At 62.9% G+C, this 21,158-nt stretch carries 22 protein-coding genes and 3 tRNA genes; 19 read left to right on the top strand and 6 right to left on the bottom strand.

Annotated elements, in window-relative coordinates:
* Window positions 1-65: 65 nt before the first annotated feature.
* The 3 genes from ASR47_RS15580 (at window position 66) to ASR47_RS15570 (ending at window position 448) form a co-directional block, all read left to right on the top strand.
* Window positions 66-142, top strand: a tRNA-Arg gene (locus ASR47_RS15580).
* Window positions 143-218: 76 nt separating this feature from the next.
* Window positions 219-295, top strand: a tRNA-Arg gene (locus ASR47_RS15575).
* Window positions 296-371: 76 nt separating this feature from the next.
* Window positions 372-448, top strand: a tRNA-Arg gene (locus ASR47_RS15570).
* Window positions 449-488: 40 nt separating this feature from the next.
* Here ASR47_RS15570 and ASR47_RS15565 read toward each other — a convergent pair.
* A complete protein-coding gene (locus ASR47_RS15565) occupies window positions 489-1,370 on the bottom strand; it encodes a helix-turn-helix domain-containing protein (protein ID WP_065308706.1) in 882 nt (293 codons plus the stop codon).
* 120 nt (window positions 1,371-1,490) lie between these two features.
* On the opposite strand from ASR47_RS15565, the gene ASR47_RS15560 reads away from it, so the two are divergent.
* Window positions 1,491-2,447, top strand: a complete 957-nt coding sequence (locus tag ASR47_RS15560; RefSeq protein WP_065308705.1) for a phytanoyl-CoA dioxygenase family protein — start codon at window positions 1,491-1,493, stop codon at window positions 2,445-2,447.
* A gap of 100 nt (window positions 2,448-2,547) precedes the next feature.
* Window positions 2,548-3,693 carry an alpha-hydroxy acid oxidase gene (locus ASR47_RS15555; RefSeq protein ID WP_065308704.1) on the top strand — a complete coding sequence of 382 codons (1,146 nt, stop codon included), beginning with the start codon at window positions 2,548-2,550 and terminating at the stop codon, window positions 3,691-3,693.
* On the opposite strand, the gene ASR47_RS15550 is transcribed toward ASR47_RS15555, so the two are convergent.
* Window positions 3,690-4,343: a hypothetical protein gene (locus ASR47_RS15550; protein WP_150127825.1), complete on the bottom strand. Its 654-nt coding sequence runs from the start codon at window positions 4,341-4,343 to the stop codon at window positions 3,690-3,692. The genes ASR47_RS15555 and ASR47_RS15550 overlap by 4 nt on opposite strands.
* A 100-nt stretch (window positions 4,344-4,443) precedes the next feature.
* Here ASR47_RS15550 and ASR47_RS15545 point away from each other — a divergent pair, with 100 nt between their 5' ends.
* From ASR47_RS15545 to ASR47_RS15515, 7 genes are all read left to right on the top strand, one after another.
* A complete protein-coding gene (locus ASR47_RS15545) occupies window positions 4,444-5,115 on the top strand; it encodes a hypothetical protein (protein WP_065308702.1) in 672 nt (223 codons plus the stop codon).
* A gap of 55 nt (window positions 5,116-5,170) precedes the next feature.
* Window positions 5,171-5,731 carry a GNAT family N-acetyltransferase gene (locus tag ASR47_RS15540; RefSeq protein WP_065308701.1) on the top strand — a complete coding sequence of 187 codons (561 nt, stop codon included), beginning with the start codon at window positions 5,171-5,173 and terminating at the stop codon, window positions 5,729-5,731.
* Entirely contained in the window at window positions 5,728-6,429 is a 702-nt protein-coding gene (locus ASR47_RS15535) for a response regulator transcription factor (RefSeq protein WP_065308913.1), read from the top strand. Before ASR47_RS15540 ends, ASR47_RS15535 begins: the two co-directional genes overlap by 4 nt.
* Window positions 6,429-7,640: a sensor histidine kinase gene (locus tag ASR47_RS15530; RefSeq protein WP_065308700.1), complete on the top strand. Its 1,212-nt coding sequence runs from the start codon at window positions 6,429-6,431 to the stop codon at window positions 7,638-7,640. The genes ASR47_RS15535 and ASR47_RS15530 overlap by 1 nt, the downstream gene beginning before the upstream one ends.
* Before the next feature lie 73 nt (window positions 7,641-7,713).
* A complete protein-coding gene (locus tag ASR47_RS15525; protein WP_065308699.1) occupies window positions 7,714-8,628 on the top strand; it encodes an extracellular catalytic domain type 1 short-chain-length polyhydroxyalkanoate depolymerase in 915 nt (304 codons plus the stop codon).
* A gap of 64 nt (window positions 8,629-8,692) precedes the next feature.
* Window positions 8,693-8,959: a type II toxin-antitoxin system Phd/YefM family antitoxin gene (locus ASR47_RS15520; RefSeq protein WP_065308912.1), complete on the top strand. Its 267-nt coding sequence runs from the start codon at window positions 8,693-8,695 to the stop codon at window positions 8,957-8,959.
* An 8-nt stretch (window positions 8,960-8,967) separates the two neighbouring features.
* Window positions 8,968-9,294: a type II toxin-antitoxin system RelE/ParE family toxin gene (locus tag ASR47_RS15515; RefSeq protein WP_065308698.1), complete on the top strand. Its 327-nt coding sequence runs from the start codon at window positions 8,968-8,970 to the stop codon at window positions 9,292-9,294.
* A 118-nt stretch (window positions 9,295-9,412) separates the two neighbouring features.
* On the opposite strand, the gene ASR47_RS15510 is transcribed toward ASR47_RS15515, so the two are convergent.
* Window positions 9,413-9,769, bottom strand: coding sequence for a hypothetical protein (locus ASR47_RS15510; RefSeq protein WP_065308697.1), 357 nt, complete (start codon window positions 9,767-9,769; stop codon window positions 9,413-9,415).
* Window positions 9,766-10,587 carry a hypothetical protein gene (locus ASR47_RS15505; RefSeq protein WP_150127824.1) on the bottom strand — a complete coding sequence of 274 codons (822 nt, stop codon included), beginning with the start codon at window positions 10,585-10,587 and terminating at the stop codon, window positions 9,766-9,768. Before ASR47_RS15505 ends, ASR47_RS15510 begins: the two co-directional genes overlap by 4 nt.
* Before the next feature lie 121 nt (window positions 10,588-10,708).
* On the opposite strand from ASR47_RS15505, the gene ASR47_RS15500 reads away from it, so the two are divergent.
* The 3 genes from ASR47_RS15500 to ASR47_RS15490 are packed head-to-tail and all read left to right on the top strand — an operon-like array spanning window position 10,709 to window position 13,258.
* A complete protein-coding gene (locus ASR47_RS15500; RefSeq protein ID WP_065308695.1) occupies window positions 10,709-11,362 on the top strand; it encodes a response regulator in 654 nt (217 codons plus the stop codon).
* A complete protein-coding gene (locus tag ASR47_RS15495) occupies window positions 11,359-12,744 on the top strand; it encodes an ATP-binding protein (protein ID WP_065308694.1) in 1,386 nt (461 codons plus the stop codon). Before ASR47_RS15500 ends, ASR47_RS15495 begins: the two co-directional genes overlap by 4 nt.
* 13 nt (window positions 12,745-12,757) lie before the next feature.
* Window positions 12,758-13,258: a DUF1993 family protein gene (locus tag ASR47_RS15490; protein WP_245714368.1), complete on the top strand. Its 501-nt coding sequence runs from the start codon at window positions 12,758-12,760 to the stop codon at window positions 13,256-13,258.
* Between the two features lie 16 nt (window positions 13,259-13,274).
* Here the strand turns inward: ASR47_RS15490 and ASR47_RS15485 are convergent, their stop codons facing one another.
* Together ASR47_RS15485 and ASR47_RS15480 are read right to left on the bottom strand one after the other, a co-directional pair.
* Window positions 13,275-14,258 (bottom strand): D-2-hydroxyacid dehydrogenase, encoded by a 984-nt coding sequence (locus ASR47_RS15485; RefSeq protein ID WP_065308693.1) that lies wholly within the window; start codon window positions 14,256-14,258, stop codon window positions 13,275-13,277.
* Window positions 14,255-15,205, bottom strand: a complete 951-nt coding sequence (locus ASR47_RS15480; RefSeq protein ID WP_065308692.1) for a LysR family transcriptional regulator — start codon at window positions 15,203-15,205, stop codon at window positions 14,255-14,257. The genes ASR47_RS15485 and ASR47_RS15480 overlap by 4 nt, the downstream gene beginning before the upstream one ends.
* 200 nt (window positions 15,206-15,405) lie before the next feature.
* Between ASR47_RS15480 and ASR47_RS27450 the strand changes: the two genes are divergently transcribed.
* The 4 genes from ASR47_RS27450 to ASR47_RS15465 all read left to right on the top strand — a co-directional run bounded on the left by ASR47_RS27450 (window position 15,406) and on the right by ASR47_RS15465 (window position 21,149).
* Window positions 15,406-15,561 carry a hypothetical protein gene (locus ASR47_RS27450; protein WP_171898958.1) on the top strand — a complete coding sequence of 52 codons (156 nt, stop codon included), beginning with the start codon at window positions 15,406-15,408 and terminating at the stop codon, window positions 15,559-15,561.
* Entirely contained in the window at window positions 15,558-16,418 is an 861-nt protein-coding gene (locus ASR47_RS15475) for an alpha/beta hydrolase (RefSeq protein WP_065308691.1), read from the top strand. The genes ASR47_RS27450 and ASR47_RS15475 overlap by 4 nt, the downstream gene beginning before the upstream one ends.
* 279 nt (window positions 16,419-16,697) lie before the next feature.
* Window positions 16,698-17,951 carry an efflux RND transporter periplasmic adaptor subunit gene (locus tag ASR47_RS15470; RefSeq protein ID WP_065308690.1) on the top strand — a complete coding sequence of 418 codons (1,254 nt, stop codon included), beginning with the start codon at window positions 16,698-16,700 and terminating at the stop codon, window positions 17,949-17,951.
* Window positions 17,952-17,954: 3 nt separating this feature from the next.
* Entirely contained in the window at window positions 17,955-21,149 is a 3,195-nt protein-coding gene (locus ASR47_RS15465; protein ID WP_065308689.1) for an efflux RND transporter permease subunit, read from the top strand.
* Window positions 21,150-21,158: the final 9 nt, after the last annotated feature.

The raw sequence follows: 21,158 nt of genomic DNA, 5'->3' as shown, positions 1-21,158 counted from the left end.
ATCAGATTTTTTCTGGTTTTGCAGTAGAAAGTTTCAAGCTTCGTGAGTGAAGTGCAAGCAGTTTTGCGGCTGTAGCTCAGCTGGATAGAGTACTTGGCTACGAACCAAGGGGTCGTGGGTTCAATTCCTGCCAGCCGCACCAGTATTGCCGATCACCGGCGTTCGTCCGGTGATGGAACAAGTTGTGACTTCATGCGTTAGGGTGAAGAGTAAGTTTTGCGGCTGTAGCTCAGCTGGATAGAGTACTTGGCTACGAACCAAGGGGTCGTGGGTTCAATTCCTGCCAGCCGCACCAGTATTATCCGGGACCTGTTGTTCCAGGTTCGGGTTGAAGGTTGTGACTTCATGCAGTATGGTGAAGAGTAAGTTTTGCGGCTGTAGCTCAGCTGGATAGAGTACTTGGCTACGAACCAAGGGGTCGTGGGTTCAATTCCTGCCAGCCGCACCAGAATATCGGGGATCAGATTGTATAATCTGATCCCCTTTTTCTATTGTGGCGCCGTTTTTCTTCCACCGTCGCGGTATTGTTGCCGAAACGCGCGCGGCGTCATCTGCTTGTCGGCGCGAAATTGCCGGTTGAAATGGGCCAGGTTGCGGTAGCCTGCTTCCTGCGCGATGGCGGCCACGCCGTGCTGCGTCTGGATCAGCTGCTGGCAAGCGCGGCCGATGCGCAGCCGCGCCAGGTAGGCGCTGGGCGTGCACAGCGCGTGGCGCTTGAAAAAGCGGTGAAACGCACCTGGCGACAGGGCGGCCCGCTGTGCCAGGTCCTCGACAGCGATGTCTTCCCGAAAATGTTGATGCATATGATCAAGCACGGCCGCCATGCGCTTCTGCCGGCCGTCGGCCGCGATCAGCTTGCGCGCGCCGGACGCCAGCGGCTGCGCCTGCACATCGCCAGCCAGCTCCAGCAGCACATTGAGCAGCAGCGGCAAGCGCTGTGGCTGCGGCATGGCTTGCAGTTGCAGCAGCAGGGTGGCGCTGCGCGCGGCCACCTCGGCTGTAAATTGCAGCGCCGGCCCGGCCCGTTGCACCAGTTGCCGCAAGCCATGCAGTTCCGGCAGCACGCTGGCCAGCTGCGCGATCCATTCCAGCGAAAACCACACCACCACCGCCAGCATGGGCCGCGTTTCATCGATGCGCTCGCTGGCCGACCAGGTATGCGGCAGGTTCGGGCCTACCAGCACCAGGTCACCCGGCTCGAAATCGCCCAGATGGTCGCCGATATAGCGCTGGCCGCGCGCGTTCACCGTCAGGGTCAGCTCGAACTGCGGATGGTAGTGCCAGATAAATGGAATGGTGTCGAGTTCGCGCCACAGCAGGCCCCAGGACTGGCCGGCCGGTATCGTCACTTGTTCATATAAAGGTGTCATTGCGACGTTCTGTGGGCTGGCATGATCAGGATAGTATCAGTATTGGTGACTGCCGGCATAGTTGCGCGCGTGGTCAGACCGCACAATCTGTCTCACAACAACCGCACACAGGAGACAGCAATGCAAGACCGCTACCAGTATGGCGACGAGCGCCCGGGCAACCCTTCGGTGGCCTATCGCGAACAGGCGCAATTGCGCGATATTCAAAAGCAGCTGCCGCTGCGCGTGCTGTCCGAACAGGACTTTTTGCACTGGCAAACCTGTGGCTACGTGATCGTCAGGGATGCCGTCAGCCCGGAGCAAGTGCAGGCCACCACGGATTTTCTGTGGGATTTCCAGGGCCTGGATCAGCATGACCCGGCCACCTGGAACCAGGATCAGCTGCGCGACCACGCGATGAAGGAACTCAACGGTTCGGGCATGGTCGAGGCGTATCACCACCAGACCCTGTGGAACAACCGCCAGACCCGGCGCGTGTACGACGCCTTTGTCGATATCTGGGACCGCGAGGACCTGTGGGTGACCATCGACCGCGCCAACCTGAACACGCCCAACATTGGCAAGCGCAAGTTCGGCGGCTTTATCCACTGGGATGCCGACACCACGCTCGATCCGCTGCCGGTCAACGTGCAGGGCGTGCTGGCGCTGTCCGACACCTCGCCGGAAAGCGGCGGCTTCCAGTGCTATCCGCAACTGTTCAACAATCTGCTGGCCTGGCGCGCGCAGGCGCCGAAAGACCGCAATCCGTGGCGGCCGGACCTGGACACGGTACCGTATCCGATGGAATTCATCGCCATGAAGAAGGGCGAATTGCTGATCTTTAACAGCTTGCTGGCGCATGGCATCCGCCCGAATACCTCGGCCGACAAGGTACGCCTGGCGCAATACATCTCGTTTACGCCGGCCCAGGAAAGCAATCAAGCCCTGCGCGACTGGCGCGTGCAAAGCTGGCGCGAGCGCAGCGCGCCGCAAGGCTATGCCTTTCCCGGCGACCCGCTGGAAAAGGAAAAGCTGCACTATCCGCAAGCTGGCTTGAGCGAATTGGGTGAAAAAATCCTCGGCGCGCGCAACTGGTGAGCAAAATCATGATCGTCACGGTTCGGGGGCTTGCCTGACAGATAGACAATCATCGTCAAATGCAGGATCATGGTTCGACTTGCCATCGACGAGGAAACGCATGACCATGATTACCTGCATCGAAGACCTGCGCGTGCTGGCGCAAAAAAGAGTGCCGCGCATGTTCTACGACTACGCCGATTCTGGGTCGTGGACCGAGTCGACCTACCGCGCCAATCAAAGCGACTTTGCGAAGATCAAGTTTCGCCAGCGCGTCGCCGTCAATCTGGAAAACCGCAGCCTGGCCTCGACCATGGCCGGCCAGCACGTCAGCATGCCGGTGGCCCTGTCGCCCACCGGGCTGACCGGCATGCAGCATGCCGATGGCGAAATCCTGGCGGCGCAGGCGGCCGAGCAGTTCGGCGTGCCGTTCACCCTGTCGACCATGAGCATCTGCTCGATCGAGGACGTGGCGGCCAATACGACGAAACCGTTCTGGTTCCAGCTCTACGTGATGAAGGACCGCGAATTCATCAATCGCCTGATCGACCGTGCCAAGGCCGCCAGTTGCGGCGCGCTGGTGCTCACGCTGGACTTGCAGGTGCTGGGCCAGCGCCACAAGGATTTGCGCAACGGCCTGTCGGCACCGCCGAAACTGACGATTCCCAATATCATCAACATGGCCACCAAGCCGCGCTGGGTGGCCGGCATGCTGGGCACAAAACGGCGCGGTTTCGGCAATATCGTCGGCCACGCCACCTCGGTATCCGACATGTCGTCGCTGTCGGCGTGGACCCAGCAGCAGTTCGACCTGAGCCTGTCGTGGGCCGACGTGGAGTGGATCAAGCGGCGCTGGGGTGGCAAGCTGGTCATCAAAGGCATCATGGACGCGGAAGACGCGCGCCTGGCGGTGGCCAGCGGCGCCGATGCGCTGATCGTCTCCAACCATGGCGGGCGCCAGCTCGACGGCGCGCAATCGTCGATCGAAGCCTTGCCGGCGATTGTCGATGCTGTGGGCGCGCAAATCGAGGTGCATATGGACGGCGGCATCCGCTCGGGCCAGGATGTATTGAAAGCGGTGGCGCTGGGCGCGCGCGGCGTGTATATCGGCCGGCCTTTCCTGTACGGCCTGGGCGCCATGGGCCGCCCGGGCGTCACCAAATGCCTGGACATCCTGCGCAACGAGCTGGACCTGACCATGGCGTTTTGCGGCCTGCGCGACCTGCAGCAGGTGGACCGGAAGATCTTGCTGCCGGGGACGTTTTAAACCGCCGGTGCCAGCATTTCCCAGCGTCCCTTGAACGTGGCGGCGTCAAGCGCGCGCTCGTGCGGATTGCCCGGCTTGAACAGATCCGTCAACAGCAGATCCTGGATGGCGCTTGAAAAGCCGCCTGGCTGCCATTTGCCCCAGCGCCGGCTGACGTGGGCGAAGACGGCAGCGCGCTGGCGCGCCGCCAGCCGCGCCATGGCCGCGCGCACGGTGGCGGCCGCCTCAGGCTCCATGTCGGTGGCGATGGCAACGACCATGCGCTGGCCGAACAGCAGCGGCTTGCCGGCGCTGTTCAGTTGCTCTTCATTGATGAGGCTGATGAACAGGTCGGGCGCCTGGTCGTCTTTTTCGCAGGTGCTCCAGGCCGGCGCCCACGCTTCCACGCTCATGAAACGCGCGTCTGTGCCTGCCGGCGTGTGCGTCCATTTGGCATGGCCCCTGGCGTCCCAGCCGATGCGGCCAAACGCAATCGGCTTGCCGGCCGCATTGTATTGAATGCTGCGCACGGCGCCCTTGCCGCGCGCCTGGGCCACGATGGGGTCGACTTCGCCGGCAAACAGCGTCCATTCGTCTTCAGTCCACAAGCCCGGCGCATCGGGCGCGGCCAGCAGCAGGAATACCTGGTAATCACGCAAGAAAAAGGCCATGCATCCATCCGTCAGTATCAGTAAAATAACTTGCCACGCCATTATAGTTGCATGGAATAATAAGATTCGTCCTGTACATCACAGTTGAAGCGGAGACCCCATGCCACAAGAAGCTTATGCCGCGCACGCCGCCTTTTTGATCGGACTGGCCGATCCCGCGCAAGCCTGCACCACCTTTTACGATGAAGACGACCAGACCGTGCACGAGTGGGAAGATGGTGTATTGTCGATCTCGACCGATTTTACCGACTACACCACCTACAAGCTGACGCCGGTAGCGGCCAGTGTGCCGCCGCGCTTCGATGTGGTGGTGGAAAACGAGGACGGCGTGGCCGACTTCGACGCCGACGCCGAGGCCGACCTGGCCGAGCGCCTGGCGCGGCTGGTCGGGCAGATCCGCCAGTTCCAGGACAAGCGCGCGCTGACCGATGAAGAGCTGTCACGCTTGCAGGCGATGCTGCTGCCGGCCGGCGAGTGGGAGTGGAAAGCGTGGCCGGAGATCGGCACGCAGGCCGTGCGCGATGCCTGCGCAGTGCACGAGCTGGGCTTGTCGGTCAGCGCACCGAACGGCAAACAGCAGCGCGAGGTGTTTGCCAGCGACGACTTCAGCATTGGCGTGCTGGCCTGGTTCCGCCAGCAATTGCAGCCGCAGGGCTGGACCCTGGTGGCGGTCACGCCGTTTGACGAGTTGCAGAGTTTTTTCCTGGTCAGCAATGACAATGTGGAAACCGTGCGCACGCTGCTGTACCAGCAGGGGCAGCGCATGCTGTAAGCGAGCACGCTGTTCCACGCTGAATCCCGAACCTGCCTGACTTGAATGGAATCGCATGGCCTATACCAAAACCATCACCACCGCCAGACTCATCTTGCGCCCGCCGCAACCCTCGGACGCGGCCGCGCTGCAAACCATGCACGCTGATCCGGAAGTCATGCGCTACTTCAGCGAACTGCCCTGGCAGGACCCGCAACGCGCCGCGCGGCAGATCGCTGACGACAGCGCCGCCTTCGAAAAAGAAGAGTTCTTCCGCTTCGCCATCACCTTGAAAGACAGCGGCGACTACCTCGGCAGTTGCACCCTGTTTTCGCTGCACGCGCAGAACCGCCGCGCCGAGATGGGCTATGCGCTGGCGCGCCTGTACTGGGGCCAGGGCTATATGCACGAAGCCTTGAGCGCGCTGCTGGAATACGCGTTCGTGGAGCGCGACCTGAACCGTCTGGAAGCCGATATCGACCCCTTGAACATCGGCTCGGCCAACGCCTTGCTGCGCCTCGGTTTCAAGCAGGAAGGCTATCTGCCCGAGCGCTGGATCGTCGGCGGCCAGGTCAGCGATTCGGCGCTGTATGGCTTGCTGCGGCGCGATTGGGAAGCGCGGCGCGCAGCAACGTGACAAGGCTGAACCTGCTGCTGATCGAAGACCACGCCGGCATCGCGCGCCAAGTCGCCACGTTTTTCGACGGCCTGGGCTGGCAGTGCGACCATGCCGCCACCGGCGCGCTGGGCGTGCAACTGGCCACCGGTAATCTCTATGACGTGGTGCTGCTGGACCTGAACCTGCCCGATATCGATGGCTTGCAGGTGTGCCGCGCCATCAAGGCCGGTGCGCCCAGCAATGTGCCGGTGCTGATGCTGACGGCGCGCGACGCCTATGAAGACAAGGCGCGCGGCTTCAACGACGGCGCCGACGACTACCTGACCAAGCCGTTCGACTTGCGCGAGCTGGCCCTGCGCTGCGAGGCGCTGGCAAGGCGCCGCCAGTTGCACGTGCACCAGGAAATGCGCGTCGGCCCGCTGCTGTTGCTGACGCGCGAAGGCCGCGCCCGGTATGGCGAGGCGCCACTGGCGCTGACCCAGATCGGTTTCAAGATCTTGCTGCTGCTGTGCCGCGAGCATCCGCACGCCGTCTCGCGCTCGGCCCTGATCGCCCACCTGTGGGGCAGCGAGCCGCCGGACAGCGACGCCCTGAAGTCGCATATCTATGCCCTGCGCAAGCAGCTCGACGCGGCCGGTGGCGCAGGCCTGCTGGTGACGATACCGCAGCTGGGCTATCGGCTGGCCATCGAGCTTGACAGCCGGGCAGGGCAGTGATGGCCGCGACCATACGGCGTGGCCTGTTCGCGGCCCTGGCCGGCTTTGCCGTGCTGCTGTGCCTGTGCTATACCGGGCTGGCGGTGGTGATTTCCTATGTCACCGAAGACATGCTGGTGCAGCGCCTGCTCGAACGCGAGGCCGCTGCGATCAGGACGCGCTTGCCAGCTGCCGCGTCAGGCAGCGACCTGATCACCGTCTACCGCCAGTACAGCGACTTGCCCGCGCCGGTGCGGCAGCAATTTTCCCCGTCCGCCCCGCGCGCCGAGGTCTTTACCGGCACGGGCCAGCATTATCATGTGCTGGCGCTCGATCTGCAGCAGGCAGGTCGGCCCGAGCGCTGGTATCTGCTGGCCGACGTGGCGCCCATCCTGGTGGTGTCGCGCCTGGTGCGCGAGGTGGGCGGCGTACTGATCGGTGTCGCGCTGGCGCTGGTCGGCCTGGCGTTGCTGCTGGCCTGGCTGCTGGCGCGGCGGCTGGTGCTGCCCTTGCAAACACTGGCGCAAGAGGCGCAAGCCTTGCTGCCTGGTCATCCGCCGCAGTTCAGCGCACGCGGCCGGCCGGACGAAATCGGCTTCCTGGCGCGCCGGCTGGAAAGCACGTTTACCGAATTGCAAACGGCCTTGCGGCGCGAACAGGCGTTTGCCCGCGATGTCAGCCACGAATTGCGCACGCCGCTGACCTTGATGCGCAATACCTTGATGCTGGCGGCAGAGCATCCACTGCAGGCGCTTGAACAGGCCCAGCTGCAACAGGGTGTCGATGAGCTGGGCAATACCGTCGAGCTGCTGTTCGCGCTGGCGCGCGCCGAGCAGATCCCGTTTGAAACGGTGGAGCTGCGCGGCTGCATCGAACAATGTCTGCTGCGCCTGCTAGAAGAACATGGCTGGGACGCCAGCCTGCTGGCGCTGGACTTGCCACAGCGCCTGCCGGTGCGGGGCCATGGCCAGCTGGTCAATCTGTTGCTGAACAATTGCCTGGGCAATGCCCTGTTCCACGGCGGCCCCGCCTGCCAGTTGACCATTTCCTTCGAGCATGGCTGCCTCTCCATCCACAATACCGTGCCGGTCGGGCAGGCCGTGCGCGTGCAGGGTTTTTCGCATGGCCAGCTGCTGCTGGCGCGCCTGGCGCAGGTGATGCAATGGGAAATCCGTTTTCATCCGGGCACGGCGGACTACCGCGTCGATATCGTTCCCGTCATGGCCGCATAAAGCCGCCCGATTTCACCGCGATTTCACCTCGCCCTCCGTATGCTGGCCGCACCTTACTTACGGAGAATCCATCATGAAAATCATCGTCAGCCTGTTGCTCCTGCTCGCCACTTGCCTGCCGGCCCTGGCTCAGGTACAAACCCTGCAGCACCAGGACGTCAAGCGCCGCTATATCGTCTATACGCCGCCGGCCTATCACAGCGCACCGCAGCAGGCGTTTCCCGTCGTGTTCAATTTCCATGGTGGCGGCATGACCATGGCCGAGCAGATGCTGTACACGCAGATGAACCGGGCCGCCGACCGCCATGGTTTTATCGTGGTCTACCCGCAGGGCATCAAGCAGGACTGGAACGTGGGCTTCGGCATGGATTATCTGACCGGTACGGATGACGTCGGCTTCACGCAAGCCATGCTGGCCAAGCTGAAACAGGATTACCGTATCGACGCCAGGCGCGTCTATGCCACCGGCCTGTCGCGCGGCGGCTTCTTTGCCCTGCGCCTGGCGGCCGAACTGCCACAGCATTTTGCGGCCGTGGCCTCGGTAGGGGCGCCGATGCCGGAACCGGTGGTCGCGCATCACGGCAAACCGGAGCAGGTCGGCATGCTGCTGATACACGGCACGGCCGACCAGGTGGTGCTGTATGAGGGCAAGGCCGGCGGCTATCTGTCGGCTGACGTCACCTTGCGTTATTGGGCCAAGGTCAACGGCATCGCAGCGCATGCGCCGCAGCCGCGCCTGCTGCCCGCGTCCACAAGCGACGACCTGAAAGCGAGCATGCTGGAGCACGGCAACGGCAAGCACAGCGTGGCCCTGGTCACCATCGAAGGTGGCGGCCATACCTGGCCCGGCGCCGATGCTTTCAATGTCGGACTGCCGATCGGCAAGACTTCAAGCAGCATCGATGCCAATGAGGTGATGTGGGAGTTTTTGGGCAGGCATGGCCGGGTGATGCACAGTGGCAAAGTTACAAAAATAACTGATAAATGACTAAATTTGGCGCTTAATTTAGTTTGCTGGTGCTATGATTGGACGACAGCCTGAGGAGGATGAGATGAATTTTTCAAACATACAACCAATTAGCTACCTGAAGACGAACACTAGCGATGTGGTCAAACTGGTTCTGGAAACGCATGATCCAGTCGCCATTACGGTCAACGGCAGAGTACAAGCCATTGTCCAGGACCCCGTCAGTTATCAAAAGACGCAAGATCAAATTGCCATGCTCCGTATCCTGGCTCTTGGACGCAAGCAGATCGAGGAAGGCAAGGTACTTGATCATGATGATGTTGTCGCTCTTCTGGAAGCTGAAGACCGCTGATCACACAAATGAAAATCATTTGGACCCGGTATGCCCTGAACGATTTGCAGGACATTCGCCAGCACTTGCAAGTCAGTGTATCTCCCGCGTTTGCTAAACAGGTGACGCAGGAGATACTTGAGCAGGTCAGTTCTCTGAAAGAGTGGAACAATAAAGGTAGTTACATTCCAGAGCTGGAAGACCTGCACTTGACCTCGCATCGTCAACTTTTGGCTGGACAGAACCGTATTATCATTGAGCGGTCACAGGAAGAAATTATCTATATTCATATGGTTGCTCATACCAGCCGCAATCTGGAAGCGCTGATACGTAGTCGGCTGTTCTCTAGCGACTAATTATCGGTGTAGGTATACAGTCCTTCCTCCCGCAGTTGCCGGTGCTAGCCGCGATGAAAGAGTTTGGCTTGTGGCGCAAGGCAAGACAGGATTGATGCGAGCTCCGGCGCTGGCGCGACTACAGCGGCTCCTCCATCAACTGGTATTTTTTCACGATACCGGCCCGGTTGAACAGAATCGACAACTCCTTTTTGTTGTCCGCGCTGTTGAGCACCAGATTTACATAAGGCAGGGAATCGACCAGTTTGGCCAGGCCCAGCTGATACAGCCACACTTCGTGGCCATCGGCGTAGGTGGTGATGGCGGCCTTGCCGAATGCGGCTTCGATATCGGCCCTGGTCGACTTTCCCGGAATGATGTCCTGCGCCGCCCGCGCTGGCGTCAGGGTCGGCAGCTTGCCATTGCCGGTTGAAGCGCAGCCACTCAATGCCGTGGCCAGTGCCAGCAAGGCCGCCAGGTGCGTGCCGCCCCTCATGGTTGCACCGCCTGCGCGGTAGTGGCCAGGTCATCGTCCATATAGTCGAAGCGCAGCAAGGTGTCGTCGCTCCAGCCTTTCCCATACAGCAATTTGAACTTGACCGTATAGACGCGGTCGCGCAGGTATGGCCAGTCCTCATGGCTGGCCATCAGGGGGGAATCGGTGCCGTGCAGCATGGCCGCCGGCAATACGCTGCGCCGTTGACCGTCGATCAGGGTGATGCTGAACAGGGGCCGGTCGGCGAAATAAAACAGATTGATCGGCAAGCTGCTGCAAGGATCTGCCAGCTTGACGACCAGCATGTTGATGGGATGATGGACGTAGGCGAGCAGGTCGGCGGCCATGGCGACCTTGCATTCGAGCAGCAGATCTCCCAGGCGGCGGGTGTCCTGCGGCAGGCCGGGACTGCGGATATCGGCGCGCCAGGCCAGGCTTTTTTCCTTGCGGTTGGAGCGCACGCTGGCATTGTCGCCGGCCGCACCGGCGTCCATCGGCAGCACAAACGTGTGGTCCGCCGCCAGCGCGATCGGCAGCTGGGTGTGTTCTCCGGCAAGCTGCAGGGCCAGCCCGTCCATGGCCACGCCTGCCTGGCGCGGCAGCACCTTGAAGCGCAAGGCGGCGCCCGGCGCCAGGGCGCGCTGCTGTTCGAATACCTGCATGCCGGCGACCATGTCGCGATACGATTTTTGATCGCGCCCGGTGGCCGCAGCCTGTACCTCCACCACCGGCACGCCAGGATCGGCCTGGCTGGCCGTCGCGAACGAAAAACACAGCAGCAGCGCCGGCATCGCTCCGTATCTGATAGCTTTGTGCATGTTTTCACCTTGTATGAAAAGGGCCGTCCAGGCCGGGGAAGTGGCAAGAAAACGGACTGGTGCCATTGTATTTGCCGCAATCTTTGGCCAAGCTTAAGCTTGCCGGCCTTATACTTCCTGCATGCATATCCTGATCATAGAAGACGACCTCGATCTCGGCGCCGGCCTGCAGCAGGCGCTCAGGGTAGAAGGTGTCAGCAGCCAGTGGCTGCGCCGCATTGCCGATCTGCCGCTGCCGTCCTGCATCGAGGCCGACTGCGTGCTGCTCGACCTGTCGCTGCCCGATGGCGCCGGCCAGGACTTGCTGGCGCGCTGGCGCCGTGCCGGCGTCACGGTGCCCATCATTATCATGACGGCGCGCTCCGCGCTGGCGGACCGCCTGGCCGGCCTTGATGGCGGCGCCGACGATTTTGTCGTCAAGCCTTTCGAGACCGCCGAATTGCTGTCGCGCGTGCGCGCCGTGCTGCGCCGCTATGCGCGCCAGGCCAGCGAAGTGTGGACTTTCGGCACGCTGCAGATCGAGCCGCGCAGCTATGCGGCCAGGCTCGACGGGGTGGCGCTGGAATTGTCGCCGCGCGAGTTTCACCTGATGCTGGCGCTGGCGCGCGAGCCGGGCGTGGTGGTGCCCAAGGGGGTGCTGGCGCAGCGGCTCGAACCGCTGGGCGACGCGCTCGACTTTGGCGCGGTGGAAGTGCACATGTCGAACCTGCGGCGCAAGATCGGCGCCGCGCGCATCCGCACCGTGCGCGGCATCGGCTACCTGTTTAACGCATGAAGCGCCTGCTGCGGCCAACCTTGGTGCGGCGCGTGATGCTGGCCATGGTGCTTGCGTTTCTGCTGGTGTGGCTGGTGCTGATGGTGCGCCAGCTCTACAAGGCGACCGACACGCAGGCGCTGGACCAGAACCTGCAAGGCCTGGGCAGCAGCCTGCTGGCGTCGATCGCCCCCATCGCCACGCCGGGCGAGGCGCGCGCGGTGGTCGCCGCCACGGCCACGCTGGTCAATGATGGCTACCGCAAGCTGCAGGCGCCCGGCGCCGTGCTGATGGAGCTGGCCGATGCGCAGGGCGGGCGTTTGTTCCTGTCGCCCGAAGCTGGGCAAGCCACGCTGCATGGCGTGGACGGTAGCATCAGCGATGGCCTTGTCGATGGTCAGCGCCTGCGCCTGTATCGCGGCCACAGTGCGCGCTGGACGCTGACCGTGGCGGTGCCGGTGCTCGATCCGTGGTGGATCGCATCGACCATGAGCGGCGGCCTGACCATCGACATGCTGATAGCCTTGCCGTTCGTGCTGCTGCCGCTATGGTTTGCCGTCTCGCGTGGCCTGCGGCCGCTGCACCGATTGTCGGCGCAGATCGCCGCCAGGGATGCCGACGACCTGTCGCCGCTCGGCGTCACGCCCCGTTACGCTGAACTGAGGCCGCTGACGGACGCGCTGGAGCAGTTGCTGGCCCAGTTGCGCAACAAGGTCGAACGCGAGCATGGCTTCGTGCAGGATGCCGCGCATGAGCTGCGCACACCGATGGCGGTGCTGTCGGCGCAGGCCCATGTGCTGGCCATGGCGGTCGACGCGCCGCAGCGCGCGCAGGCCGGGCACAGCCTGATGCAGGCGATTGCCCGCGCCTCGCATTTGATCCGGCAATTGCTGGACCTGGCGCAAATGGACCGCCCGGCTGCGCTGGCGCCGGCGCAGCATGACGTGGCGCAGTTGCTGCGCCAGGAGCTGGCGTCGCTGGCGCCGCTGGCCTTTGCGCGCGAGATCGAACTGTCGCTCGATGCGCCCGACACGCTCTGCCATGCGCTCGACACGCATGCCTTCCAGACCATCATCCACAACCTGGTCAACAACGCGCTGGCCTATGTGCCGCGACAGGGGCAGCTGCGGCTGGAATTGCTGGCGCTGGCCGGCGGCTTCCGGCTGTCGGTGGCTGACGACGGGCCCGGCATCGCCGCCGGCCAGCGCTCACTGGTGTTCGAACGTTTTTACCGCGGCAGCGGTCACGCGGCGCCAGGCGCCGGCCTGGGCCTGGCCATCGTGCGCGAGGCCGCGAAGCGCCTGCATGGCAGCGTGGAACTGGCCGACGGTATCGATGGCAAAGGCTGCTGTTTTATCGTGACCGTCGGCGCGCCAGCGGCAAGGTTGCCTTTAATTTCATGACAGGAGCGAGACGATGACCATGCTGCCGATTGCCATTTTTTGCCCTGCTCTGCGCCGCTTGTCCGCCATGCTGGACCAGCTCGCTTCCCAGCCGCAAATATTGCAAGCACGCCTGCATCCCGACATGCTGCCGTTTGTCGCCCAGGTCAATGCGGCGATCAGCTTTGCGCTGCGCGGCGGCTGTCCGCTGGCGGGCAGGGCGGTGGTCAGTTTCAACGATGGCGGCAGCTTGCAGCGTCAGATCGCGCGCACCATCGCGTATCTGGAAGCGATCCCCGAACCGGCGTTCGAAGGCGCAGCCGAACGCCTGTGCCATGACCGCGCCGGTTTTGCCGATATCGCGCTGCCTGGCGACGCGTTTTTACACCTGTATATCCTGCCGAATTTCTATTTCCACTTCAGCATGGCGTACGCGATCGCGCGCAGCTGCGGCGCGCCGATCGGCAAGGGCGACTTCGATGGCTATCACGCCTACGCACCGGGCTTTTCGTTTGAAAGCCCGGCGGCGTCGTAGTGGCGTCGTGGGAGGCTTATGCGACTACATTCACCGGCGCGCCGCGCGCGAATGCCTCCACATTCGCGATCAGCATGTCGGCCAGCAGCTGCATCGCCTCGCCGCTGGCCCAGGCCGTATGCGGCGTCAGGATGAAATTGGGCAGGCGCAGCTGCAGCAGCGGGTTGTCGGCTTGCGGCGGCTCTTTCGAGAGCACGTCAAAGCCGGCGCCGGCGATCACGCCGTTGGTGAGCGCGGCGGCCAGCGCCGCTTCGTCGACCAGGCCGCCGCGCGCGGTGTTGATCAGGAGGGCCGTCGGCTTCATGCTGGCCAGCTCTTTGGCGCCGATGATGTTGCGCGTCTTGTCGGTCAGGGGCAGGTGCAGGCTCACTACATCGGCAGTGGCCAGCAATTCTTGCAGCGACAATTCGGTCACGCCGTCTTCCTCGATCGGCGAACGGTTATGCACGGCCACTTGCATGCCGAAGGCGCGCGCCAGGTGGGCCACGGACTTGCCCAGCGCGCCGTAGCCCAGCAGGCCCAGGCGGCTGCCGGCCAGGTCGCGGATCGGGTGGCCGAACAGGCAGAAGCGCTCCGACGCCTGCCACCGCCCGGCCTCGACGTCAAGACGGTAGGCGACCAGCTGGCGGCGCAGGGCCAGCATCAGCGCCAGCGTATGTTCGGGCACGGTGGCGCGCGCATAGTCGCGGATATTGGCGATCACGATGCCGCGCGCGCGGCAGGCCGGCAGGTCGATGATGTCGGTGCCGGTGGCGGCCACGGCGATCATTTTCAGCTCCGGCAATTGCGCCAGCTCGGCTTCACGCAGCGGCACTTTATTGGTGATGGCGATGCTGGCGCCACGCAAGCGTTCGACGGTCTGCGCGCCGCCTTTGGTGTGCGCGTGCTCGTGCCATTCATGGGCAAAGGCCGGTGCGCGCACTTTGGCGACCAGGCTGTCGCGGTCGAGAAAAACGATGCGTTGTCGTGATGAGTGTAGCGGGTGCTGAGATGCGGTCATGGCTGGGCCTCGGTCTGGGCGGCGCGCGCAAATTTTGTTTTCATTTGCGTGGCCGGGTGGTTGTTGAACATGTCGGCGACCCATTCGACAAACACGCGCACCTTGGCCGACAGGTGGCGGTTCGGCGGATAGATCACGTGAATCGGCAGCGGGTCCGATTCCCACTCCTTGAGCAATTCGACCATTTTGCCTTGTTCCATCAAGGGCGCAAGCATGAAATGCGTCATTTGCACGATGCCCAGGCCGGCCAGGCCGGCGGCGGAGTAGGCGTTCGAATCGTTCAGGGCGATATTGCTGGGCATGGCGATCTGTATGCGCTCGCCGTCGCGCGTAAAGTCCCACTCGAAGGTGCGGCCGGTCTTGGCCGAGAAAAAATTCACGCCGCGGTGGAGCGACAGCTCGTTCGGATGTTGCGGCGTGCCGTAATGGGCCAGGTAGGCGGGCGAGGCGCAGGTGATGAAATGCAGCACGCCGACGCGGCGCGCGATCAGGTTCACGTCGCCCAGTTCGCCGCCGCGCACGGCGCAGTCCACGCCTTCCTCGATCAGGTCGACGGGGCGGTCGCTGCACCCGAGTTCGAGCACGATGTCCGGGTAGCGTGCGAAAAAGTCGGGCAGGGCGGGGATCAGCAGTTCACTGGCCAGTGCCGTGGGCGCGTCGACCCGCAGGCGTCCGCTGGGGTTCAATCGCGTGCGCGACAGCGACTCTTCCGCTTCACGCACGTCCGACAAGATGCGCACGCAGTGTTCATAATAGGCGGCGCCGTCCGAGGTGATGCTGACGTGGCGCGTGGTGCGGTTCAGCAGTTTGACCGACAGGCTCGCTTCCAGCGACGAGATCAGGGTCGATACGGTCGCCTTCGGCAGCTGCATGTTTTCGGCGGCGCGCGTAAAGCTGCCCGCGTCGACCACCTGGATGAACACTTCCATTGCTTGTAGCTTGTTCACTTGATTTCCTGACACTTTTCTTCACATTGTTCGGAATACTGAACAATCAATTCATCATTGCCTACTTTATCAGATTCTAGATCAAGTATATAGTTGTTGTACTGCAGCATAAATACGACGTTGCAGAAACAGCGGTTGATAGTTACAGGAGAAAAATCATGGGTCATCGGAACGGAAACTTTGCATTTGTTGCGCTCGTTGTGAGCTCGCTTGCTCTGGCGACGATGGTATTTTCGGACGCGTATTCGCAGGCGGCGCAAGCCGAGGCCAGCGGCTACAGCGCGCTGACCCATGAAGTCGGTGGTACCTTGTTGTGCGTCAATGACATGGCCGTGGCGCCGGTGGTGGCGCAATGAATGCGCCCGCCAGCGCAGCCGGCCTCGCGCCTGCCGAGTCGCTGAAGATACGCGACATCGAAGTACAGGGCGAAGTGGGGCCGCTGGCGGCGCGCATCTATACGGCCGGCGTGCCGGGCGCGAAAAAGTCCAGCCTGATCGTGTTTTTCCACGGCGGCGGCTTTGATGACGGCGACCTGGAAGACGCCGATGATTTCCTGCGCTGCCTGGTGCTCGGCAATGCCGACCAGGTGGTGCTGGCGTCGAACTATACGCTGGCCAGCGTACGGCCATTTCCCGCCGCCGTCGAAGACGCGCACGCTGTGCTGGTGTGGGCCAAGAAGAACAAGGCCAAGCTGGGCTGGACTGGCCAGCAGATGCTGGTATCGGGCATCGAAGCGGGCGCCAACCTGGCCGCCGTGTGCGCCATGATGTCGCGCGACCGTGGCGGCCCGGCACTGGCTGGCCAGGTGCTGATCATGCCCATGCTCGACCCCGGCCTGTCGACCTGCTCGATGCGCTCGCTGCCCACCTGCCCGGAACTGGTGGAAGTGGCCGATGCCTGCGCCGCTGCCTACCGCGGCTACCTGCCGAACGCCGCCGACCGCAGCCATCCGTATGCGTCGCCGCTGCAGTCGAGCCGGCTTAAAAATTTGCCGCCAGCGCTGATCGTGTCGAGCGAAGATGACCCATTGCGCGACGAGGCTGAACAATACGGCAGCAAGCTGATTGCCTGCGGCATCAAGACCACCGTGCGGCGCATGCCCGCAGCGCCGCTGCAAGACGCCACCGCCCGCAATGAATGCGCGTGCAAGGTGCAAGTGCTCGGTGAAATTGCCAGTTTTGTCGCTGGCCTGTGCAAGGAGCCCGCCTCATGACACCACCATCCCGATCATCGTAAAAAATTACACTTAACGGTTTACTTTTTGAGTTCTGGTTGTTACACTGTGTAGTGTAGTTCCCTGAACACTTCTTTCGTCTGCGCTGTGCGTTCGCACAGCCGGCTTTGTCGACCCCGCCCGCTATTTTGACGCAGGCGGCCCCTTTATCTTTGACCGAGCGCCGTCGGGCGCCATTGCAACTTTATTCACTTTGACTAGCTGGGTGGCTTCCTGTCGCCCATACCATTAGAAATTTTCATAAAACAGGGAAATAAAATGAAAAACGTTCAACAAATTTCTGTGCTGCTCAAGCCGCTCGCCGCTTCACTGGCCGTCGCCGGCCTGGTGGCGTTCAGCCTGGCCGGCTGCGATTCGGCCAACAGCAAGGTGCCCGACGCGCCCGCAGCCGGCGGCCCGCCGGTCTCGACCGCCGCCGTGATTGAAAAGCAGATCACGGAAACCCAGGAGTTCTCGGGCCGCCTGGAAGCGATCGAGCGCGTTGAAATCCGCTCGCGCGTCGGCGGCTTCATCACTTCGGTGAACTTCAAGCCGGGCAGCGAAGTGAAAAAAGGCGATGTGCTGTTCGTCATCGATCCGCGTCCGTTCCAGGCTGAAGTGTCGCGCGCCGAAGGCGCCGCCGCCTCGGCCCGCGCCAAGGCCGAACTGGCCAAGCTGGAGCTGTCGCGCGCCGAAAAGCTGCTGGCCGAAAAAGCCATCCCGCAGCGCGAACTCGACGAAAAAGCCTCCGGCCTGAAAGAGCTCGACGCCAATGTGCGCGCAGCGCAGGCCTCGTATGAAGCGGCCAGGCTGAACCTGTCGTACACCCAGGTGCAGGCGCCGATCAGCGGCCGCGTCTCCAAAGCCGAAATCACCGTCGGCAACCTGATCGACGCCACCGCCATCCTGACGTCCGTGGTGTCGACCGACCGCATTTACGCCAGCTTCGACGGCGACGAAGACACCTATCTGCGCGTGGCCGGCACGTCGCAAAAGGGCGGCCCCGTAAGCGTCAAGGTAGGCCTGGCCAACGAGAGCGGCTTCCCGCACGAAGGCAAGCTCGAATTCGTCGACAACCAGCTCGATCCGGCCACCGGCAGCGTGCGCATGCGCGCCACCTTTGCCAACGCCGACCGCATGCTGGTGCCCGGCCTGTTCGCCCGCATCCAGCTCGATACCGGCAGCGGCCCGCAGGCGCAAGGCACGGCCTTGCTGATCAGCGACCGCGCCGTCGGCACCGACCAGAGCCGCAAATACGTGTACGTGGTCGGCGCCGACAACAAGGCCGAATACCGCGCCGTCAAGCTGGGCCCGAACGCCAATGGCCTGCGCGTGGTGCGCGAGGGCCTGAAAGCGGGCGAGAAGATCGTCGTCAACGGCCTGCAGCGCGTGCGTCCCGGCGCCCCGGTCACGCCGCAGCTGGTGGCGATGGACTTCGATCCGACGGCGCCAGCCGCTCCCGCAAAACCGGCAGAAAAAGACGCCAAGGTTGCCGCCAACGCAGCCAAGGCAGCATCGACCTCCAAGGAATAAACCATGAACTTCTCACGCTTTTTCATCGACAAGCCGATCTTCGCGGCCGTGCTGTCGATTGTCATTTTCGTGGCCGGGATGCTGTCGATCTTCGGCCTGCCGATCTCGGAATACCCCGACGTCGTGCCGCCATCGGTGGTGGTGCGCGCGCAGTATCCGGGCGCCAATCCGAAAGTCATCGCCGAAACCGTCGCCGCGCCGCTGGAGGAACAGATCAACGGCGTCGAGAACATGCTTTACATGTCCTCGCAAAACACCTCCGACGGCGCGATGATGCTGACGATCACCTTCAAGATCGGCACCAACGTCGAGCAGGCCGAGACCCAGGTGCAGAACCGCGTGCAGCGCGCCTTGCCGCGCCTGCCCGAGGAAGTGCGCCAGATCGGCGTGACGACCGTCAAGTCCTCGCCCAACCTGACCATGGTGGTGCACCTGGTCTCGCCCAACAAGCGCTATGACGACATGTATCTGCGTAACTACGCGGTGCTCAATATCAAGGACCAGCTGGCCCGCCTGCCCGGCATGGGCGACATCCAGATCTTCGGCGCCGGCGACTACGCCATGCGCATCTGGCTCGACCCGCAAAAAGTGGCGGCGCGCGGCATGACGGCCAATGATGTCGTCGTCGCGATCCGCGAGCAGAACGTGCAGGTGGCCGCCGGTGTGATCGGCGCTTCGCCAGCGAAAAACTCGCCGTTCCAGCTGACCGTCAATACCCAGGGCCGTTTGCAGTCGCCCGAGGAATTCGGCGCCATCATCGTGCGCACCAATGCCGACGGCGCGGTGACGCAACTGAAAGACGTGGCGCGCGTGGAAATGGGCGCCAACAGCTACTCGCTGCGCTCCTTGCTGAACAATAATCCTGCCGTCGGCATGGGTATTTTCGAAGCACCGAACGCCAATGCGCTGCAACTGTCGTCCGACGTGCGCGCCAAGATGGACGAGCTGAAAAAAGACTTCCCGCAAGGCGTGGAATACCGCATCGAGTACGACCCGACCCAGTTCGTGCGCTCGTCGATCGAGGCCGTGATCCATACGCTGCTCGAAGCCATTGCCCTGGTGGTGCTGGTGGTGATCATCTTCCTGCAAACCTGGCGCGCTTCCATCATTCCGCTGCTGGCCGTGCCGGTGTCCATCGTCGGTACCTTTGCCGTGATGCTGGGCTTTGGTTTTTCGATCAATACCCTGTCGCTGTTCGGCCTGGTGCTGGCGATCGGTATCGTCGTCGATGACGCCATCGTGGTGGTGGAAAACGTCGAGCGCAATATCGAGGAAGGGCTGTCGCCGCGCGACGCCACCATCCAGGCCATGAAAGAGGTCAGTGGTCCGATCGTCGCCATCGCCCTGGTGCTGTGCGCCGTGTTCGTGCCGATCGCCTTCGTGCCCGGCCTGTCGGGCGAGTTCTACCGCCAGTTCGCGCTGACCATCGCCATTTCCACCGTGATTTCGGCATTCAGCTCGCTGACCCTGGCGCCGGCCCTGTCGGCAGCCCTGCTGAAGCCGCACGATGCGCCGAAAGACGCGCTGACGCGCGGCATGGACAAGGTGTTTGGCCGCTTCTTCGCCTGGTTCAACCGCTTCTTCGGCCGCGCTTCGCACCGCTATGAAGCGGGCGTGAAAGGTGTGCTGGGCCGCAAGAGCGCCTCGCTGGGCGTATATGTGCTGCTGGTGATCGCCGCCGTGTTCGTGTTCAAGGCCGTGCCGGCCGGTTTCGTGCCTGGCCAGGACAAGCAATACCTGGTCGGCTTCGCGCAACTGCCCGACGCCGCCTCGCTGGACCGCACCGAAGACGTGGTACGCCGCATGTCCGACGTCATCAAGTCGGTGCCTGGGGTGGAATCGACGATCGCCTTCCCGGGCCTGTCGATCAATGACTTCACCAATGCGCCGAACGCCGGGATCGTGTTCGCCACCCTGAAACCGTTCGACGAACGCACCACCAGGGAATTGTCCGGTGGCGCCATCGCGGCCGAGATCAACAAGCGCCTGGGCGGTATCCAGGACGCCTTTATCATGGTGTTCCCGCCACCGCCGGTCAACGGCCTGGGCACCATCGGCGGCTTCAAGATGATGATCGAAGACCGTGGCAATTTGGGTTACGACGCGCTGTACAACGCCACCCAGGCGCTGGCCGGCAAGGCTTACCAGACGCCGGAACTGGCGGGCGTGTTCTCCGGTTACCAGATCAACGTGCCGCAGCTGTTCGCCGATGTCGATCGCGTCAAGGCCAAGCAATTGGGCGTGCCGCTGGCCACCATCTACCAGACCTTGCAGATCAATCTGGGTTCGCTGTACGTGAATGACTTCAACCAGTTTGGCCGTACCTACCAGGTGCGCGTGCAGGCCGATGCCGAGTTCCGTTCGCATGCGCAGGACATCGCGCAGCTGAAGGTGCGCAACGACAAGGGCGAGATGATCCCGCTGTCGTCCCTGATGCGCGTAAAAGACAGCTATGGTCCGGACCGCGTGCAGCGCTACAACGCCTACGCCGCAGCCGACTTCAATGGCGGCGCCGCGCCGGGTGTATCGAGTGGCCAGGCGCAAGCCGCGCTGGAACGCATCGCCAAGGAAGTGCTGCCGCAAGGGATTTCGTATGAATGGACCGAGCTGACCTACCAGGACATCCTGTCCGGTAACACCATGATCTATGTGTTCCCGCTGTGCGTGCTGCTGGTGTTCCTGGTGCTGGCCGCCCAGTACGAAAGCTGGACCCTGCCGCTGGCCGTGATCCTGATCGTGCCGATGTCGATCCTGTGCGCACTGCTGGGCGTGAAACTGACCGGTGGCGACAACAATGTGTTCACCCAGATCGCGCTGTTCGTGCTGGTGGGGCTGGCGTCGAAAAATGCCATCCTGATCGTCGAATTTGCCCGCGAACTGGAAGACCATGGCCGCACCGTCGTGCAAGCGGCGCTGGAAGCGTGCCGCCTGCGTCTGCGTCCTATCCTGATGACGTCGATCGCCTTCATCATGGGCGTGGTGCCGCTGGTGTTCTCGCACGGCGCCGGTTCGGAAATGCGCCATGCCATGGGTGTGGCCGTGTTTGCCGGCATGCTGGGCGTGACCTTCTTCGGCCTGTTCCTGACGCCCGTGTTCTATGTTTTGCTGCGCACCCTGGCGCAGCGGTTCGAGAAAAAACCAGCCGCCGCCAAGCGCCCCGCCGCGCCGGTGCTGGACCTGGAAGGAGATGTATCGTGAAAAACCAAC

Origin of the sequence: Janthinobacterium psychrotolerans, assembly GCF_001677885.1 — a bacterium.
GTDB classification, from domain to species: Bacteria; Pseudomonadota; Gammaproteobacteria; order Burkholderiales; family Burkholderiaceae_D; genus Janthinobacterium; species Janthinobacterium psychrotolerans.
Note: the sequence above shows the minus strand (reverse complement) of the source record. Positions and strands in the feature narration are given on the sequence as shown.

Excerpts from the sequence above, each read along its gene's own strand:
- ASR47_RS15565 (WP_065308706.1), bottom strand. The coding sequence starts at position 1,370 with ATGACACCTTTATATGAACAAGTGACGATACCGGCCGGCCAGTCCTGG.
- ASR47_RS15560 (WP_065308705.1), top strand. The coding sequence starts at position 1,491 with ATGCAAGACCGCTACCAGTATGGCGACGAGCGCCCGGGCAACCCTTCG.
- ASR47_RS15555 (WP_065308704.1), top strand. The coding sequence starts at position 2,548 with ATGACCATGATTACCTGCATCGAAGACCTGCGCGTGCTGGCGCAAAAA.
- ASR47_RS15550 (WP_150127825.1), bottom strand. The coding sequence starts at position 4,343 with ATGGCCTTTTTCTTGCGTGATTACCAGGTATTCCTGCTGCTGGCCGCG.
- ASR47_RS15545 (WP_065308702.1), top strand. The coding sequence starts at position 4,444 with ATGCCACAAGAAGCTTATGCCGCGCACGCCGCCTTTTTGATCGGACTG.
- ASR47_RS15540 (WP_065308701.1), top strand. The coding sequence starts at position 5,171 with ATGGCCTATACCAAAACCATCACCACCGCCAGACTCATCTTGCGCCCG.
- ASR47_RS15530 (WP_065308700.1), top strand. The coding sequence starts at position 6,429 with ATGGCCGCGACCATACGGCGTGGCCTGTTCGCGGCCCTGGCCGGCTTT.
- ASR47_RS15525 (WP_065308699.1), top strand. The coding sequence starts at position 7,714 with ATGAAAATCATCGTCAGCCTGTTGCTCCTGCTCGCCACTTGCCTGCCG.
- ASR47_RS15520 (WP_065308912.1), top strand. The coding sequence starts at position 8,693 with ATGAATTTTTCAAACATACAACCAATTAGCTACCTGAAGACGAACACT.
- ASR47_RS15515 (WP_065308698.1), top strand. The coding sequence starts at position 8,968 with ATGAAAATCATTTGGACCCGGTATGCCCTGAACGATTTGCAGGACATT.
- ASR47_RS15510 (WP_065308697.1), bottom strand. The coding sequence starts at position 9,769 with ATGAGGGGCGGCACGCACCTGGCGGCCTTGCTGGCACTGGCCACGGCA.
- ASR47_RS15505 (WP_150127824.1), bottom strand. The coding sequence starts at position 10,587 with ATGCACAAAGCTATCAGATACGGAGCGATGCCGGCGCTGCTGCTGTGT.
- ASR47_RS15500 (WP_065308695.1), top strand. The coding sequence starts at position 10,709 with ATGCATATCCTGATCATAGAAGACGACCTCGATCTCGGCGCCGGCCTG.
- ASR47_RS15495 (WP_065308694.1), top strand. The coding sequence starts at position 11,359 with ATGAAGCGCCTGCTGCGGCCAACCTTGGTGCGGCGCGTGATGCTGGCC.
- ASR47_RS15490 (WP_245714368.1), top strand. The coding sequence starts at position 12,758 with ATGACCATGCTGCCGATTGCCATTTTTTGCCCTGCTCTGCGCCGCTTG.
- ASR47_RS15485 (WP_065308693.1), bottom strand. The coding sequence starts at position 14,258 with ATGACCGCATCTCAGCACCCGCTACACTCATCACGACAACGCATCGTT.
- ASR47_RS15475 (WP_065308691.1), top strand. The coding sequence starts at position 15,558 with ATGAATGCGCCCGCCAGCGCAGCCGGCCTCGCGCCTGCCGAGTCGCTG.
- ASR47_RS15470 (WP_065308690.1), top strand. The coding sequence starts at position 16,698 with ATGAAAAACGTTCAACAAATTTCTGTGCTGCTCAAGCCGCTCGCCGCT.
- ASR47_RS15465 (WP_065308689.1), top strand. The coding sequence starts at position 17,955 with ATGAACTTCTCACGCTTTTTCATCGACAAGCCGATCTTCGCGGCCGTG.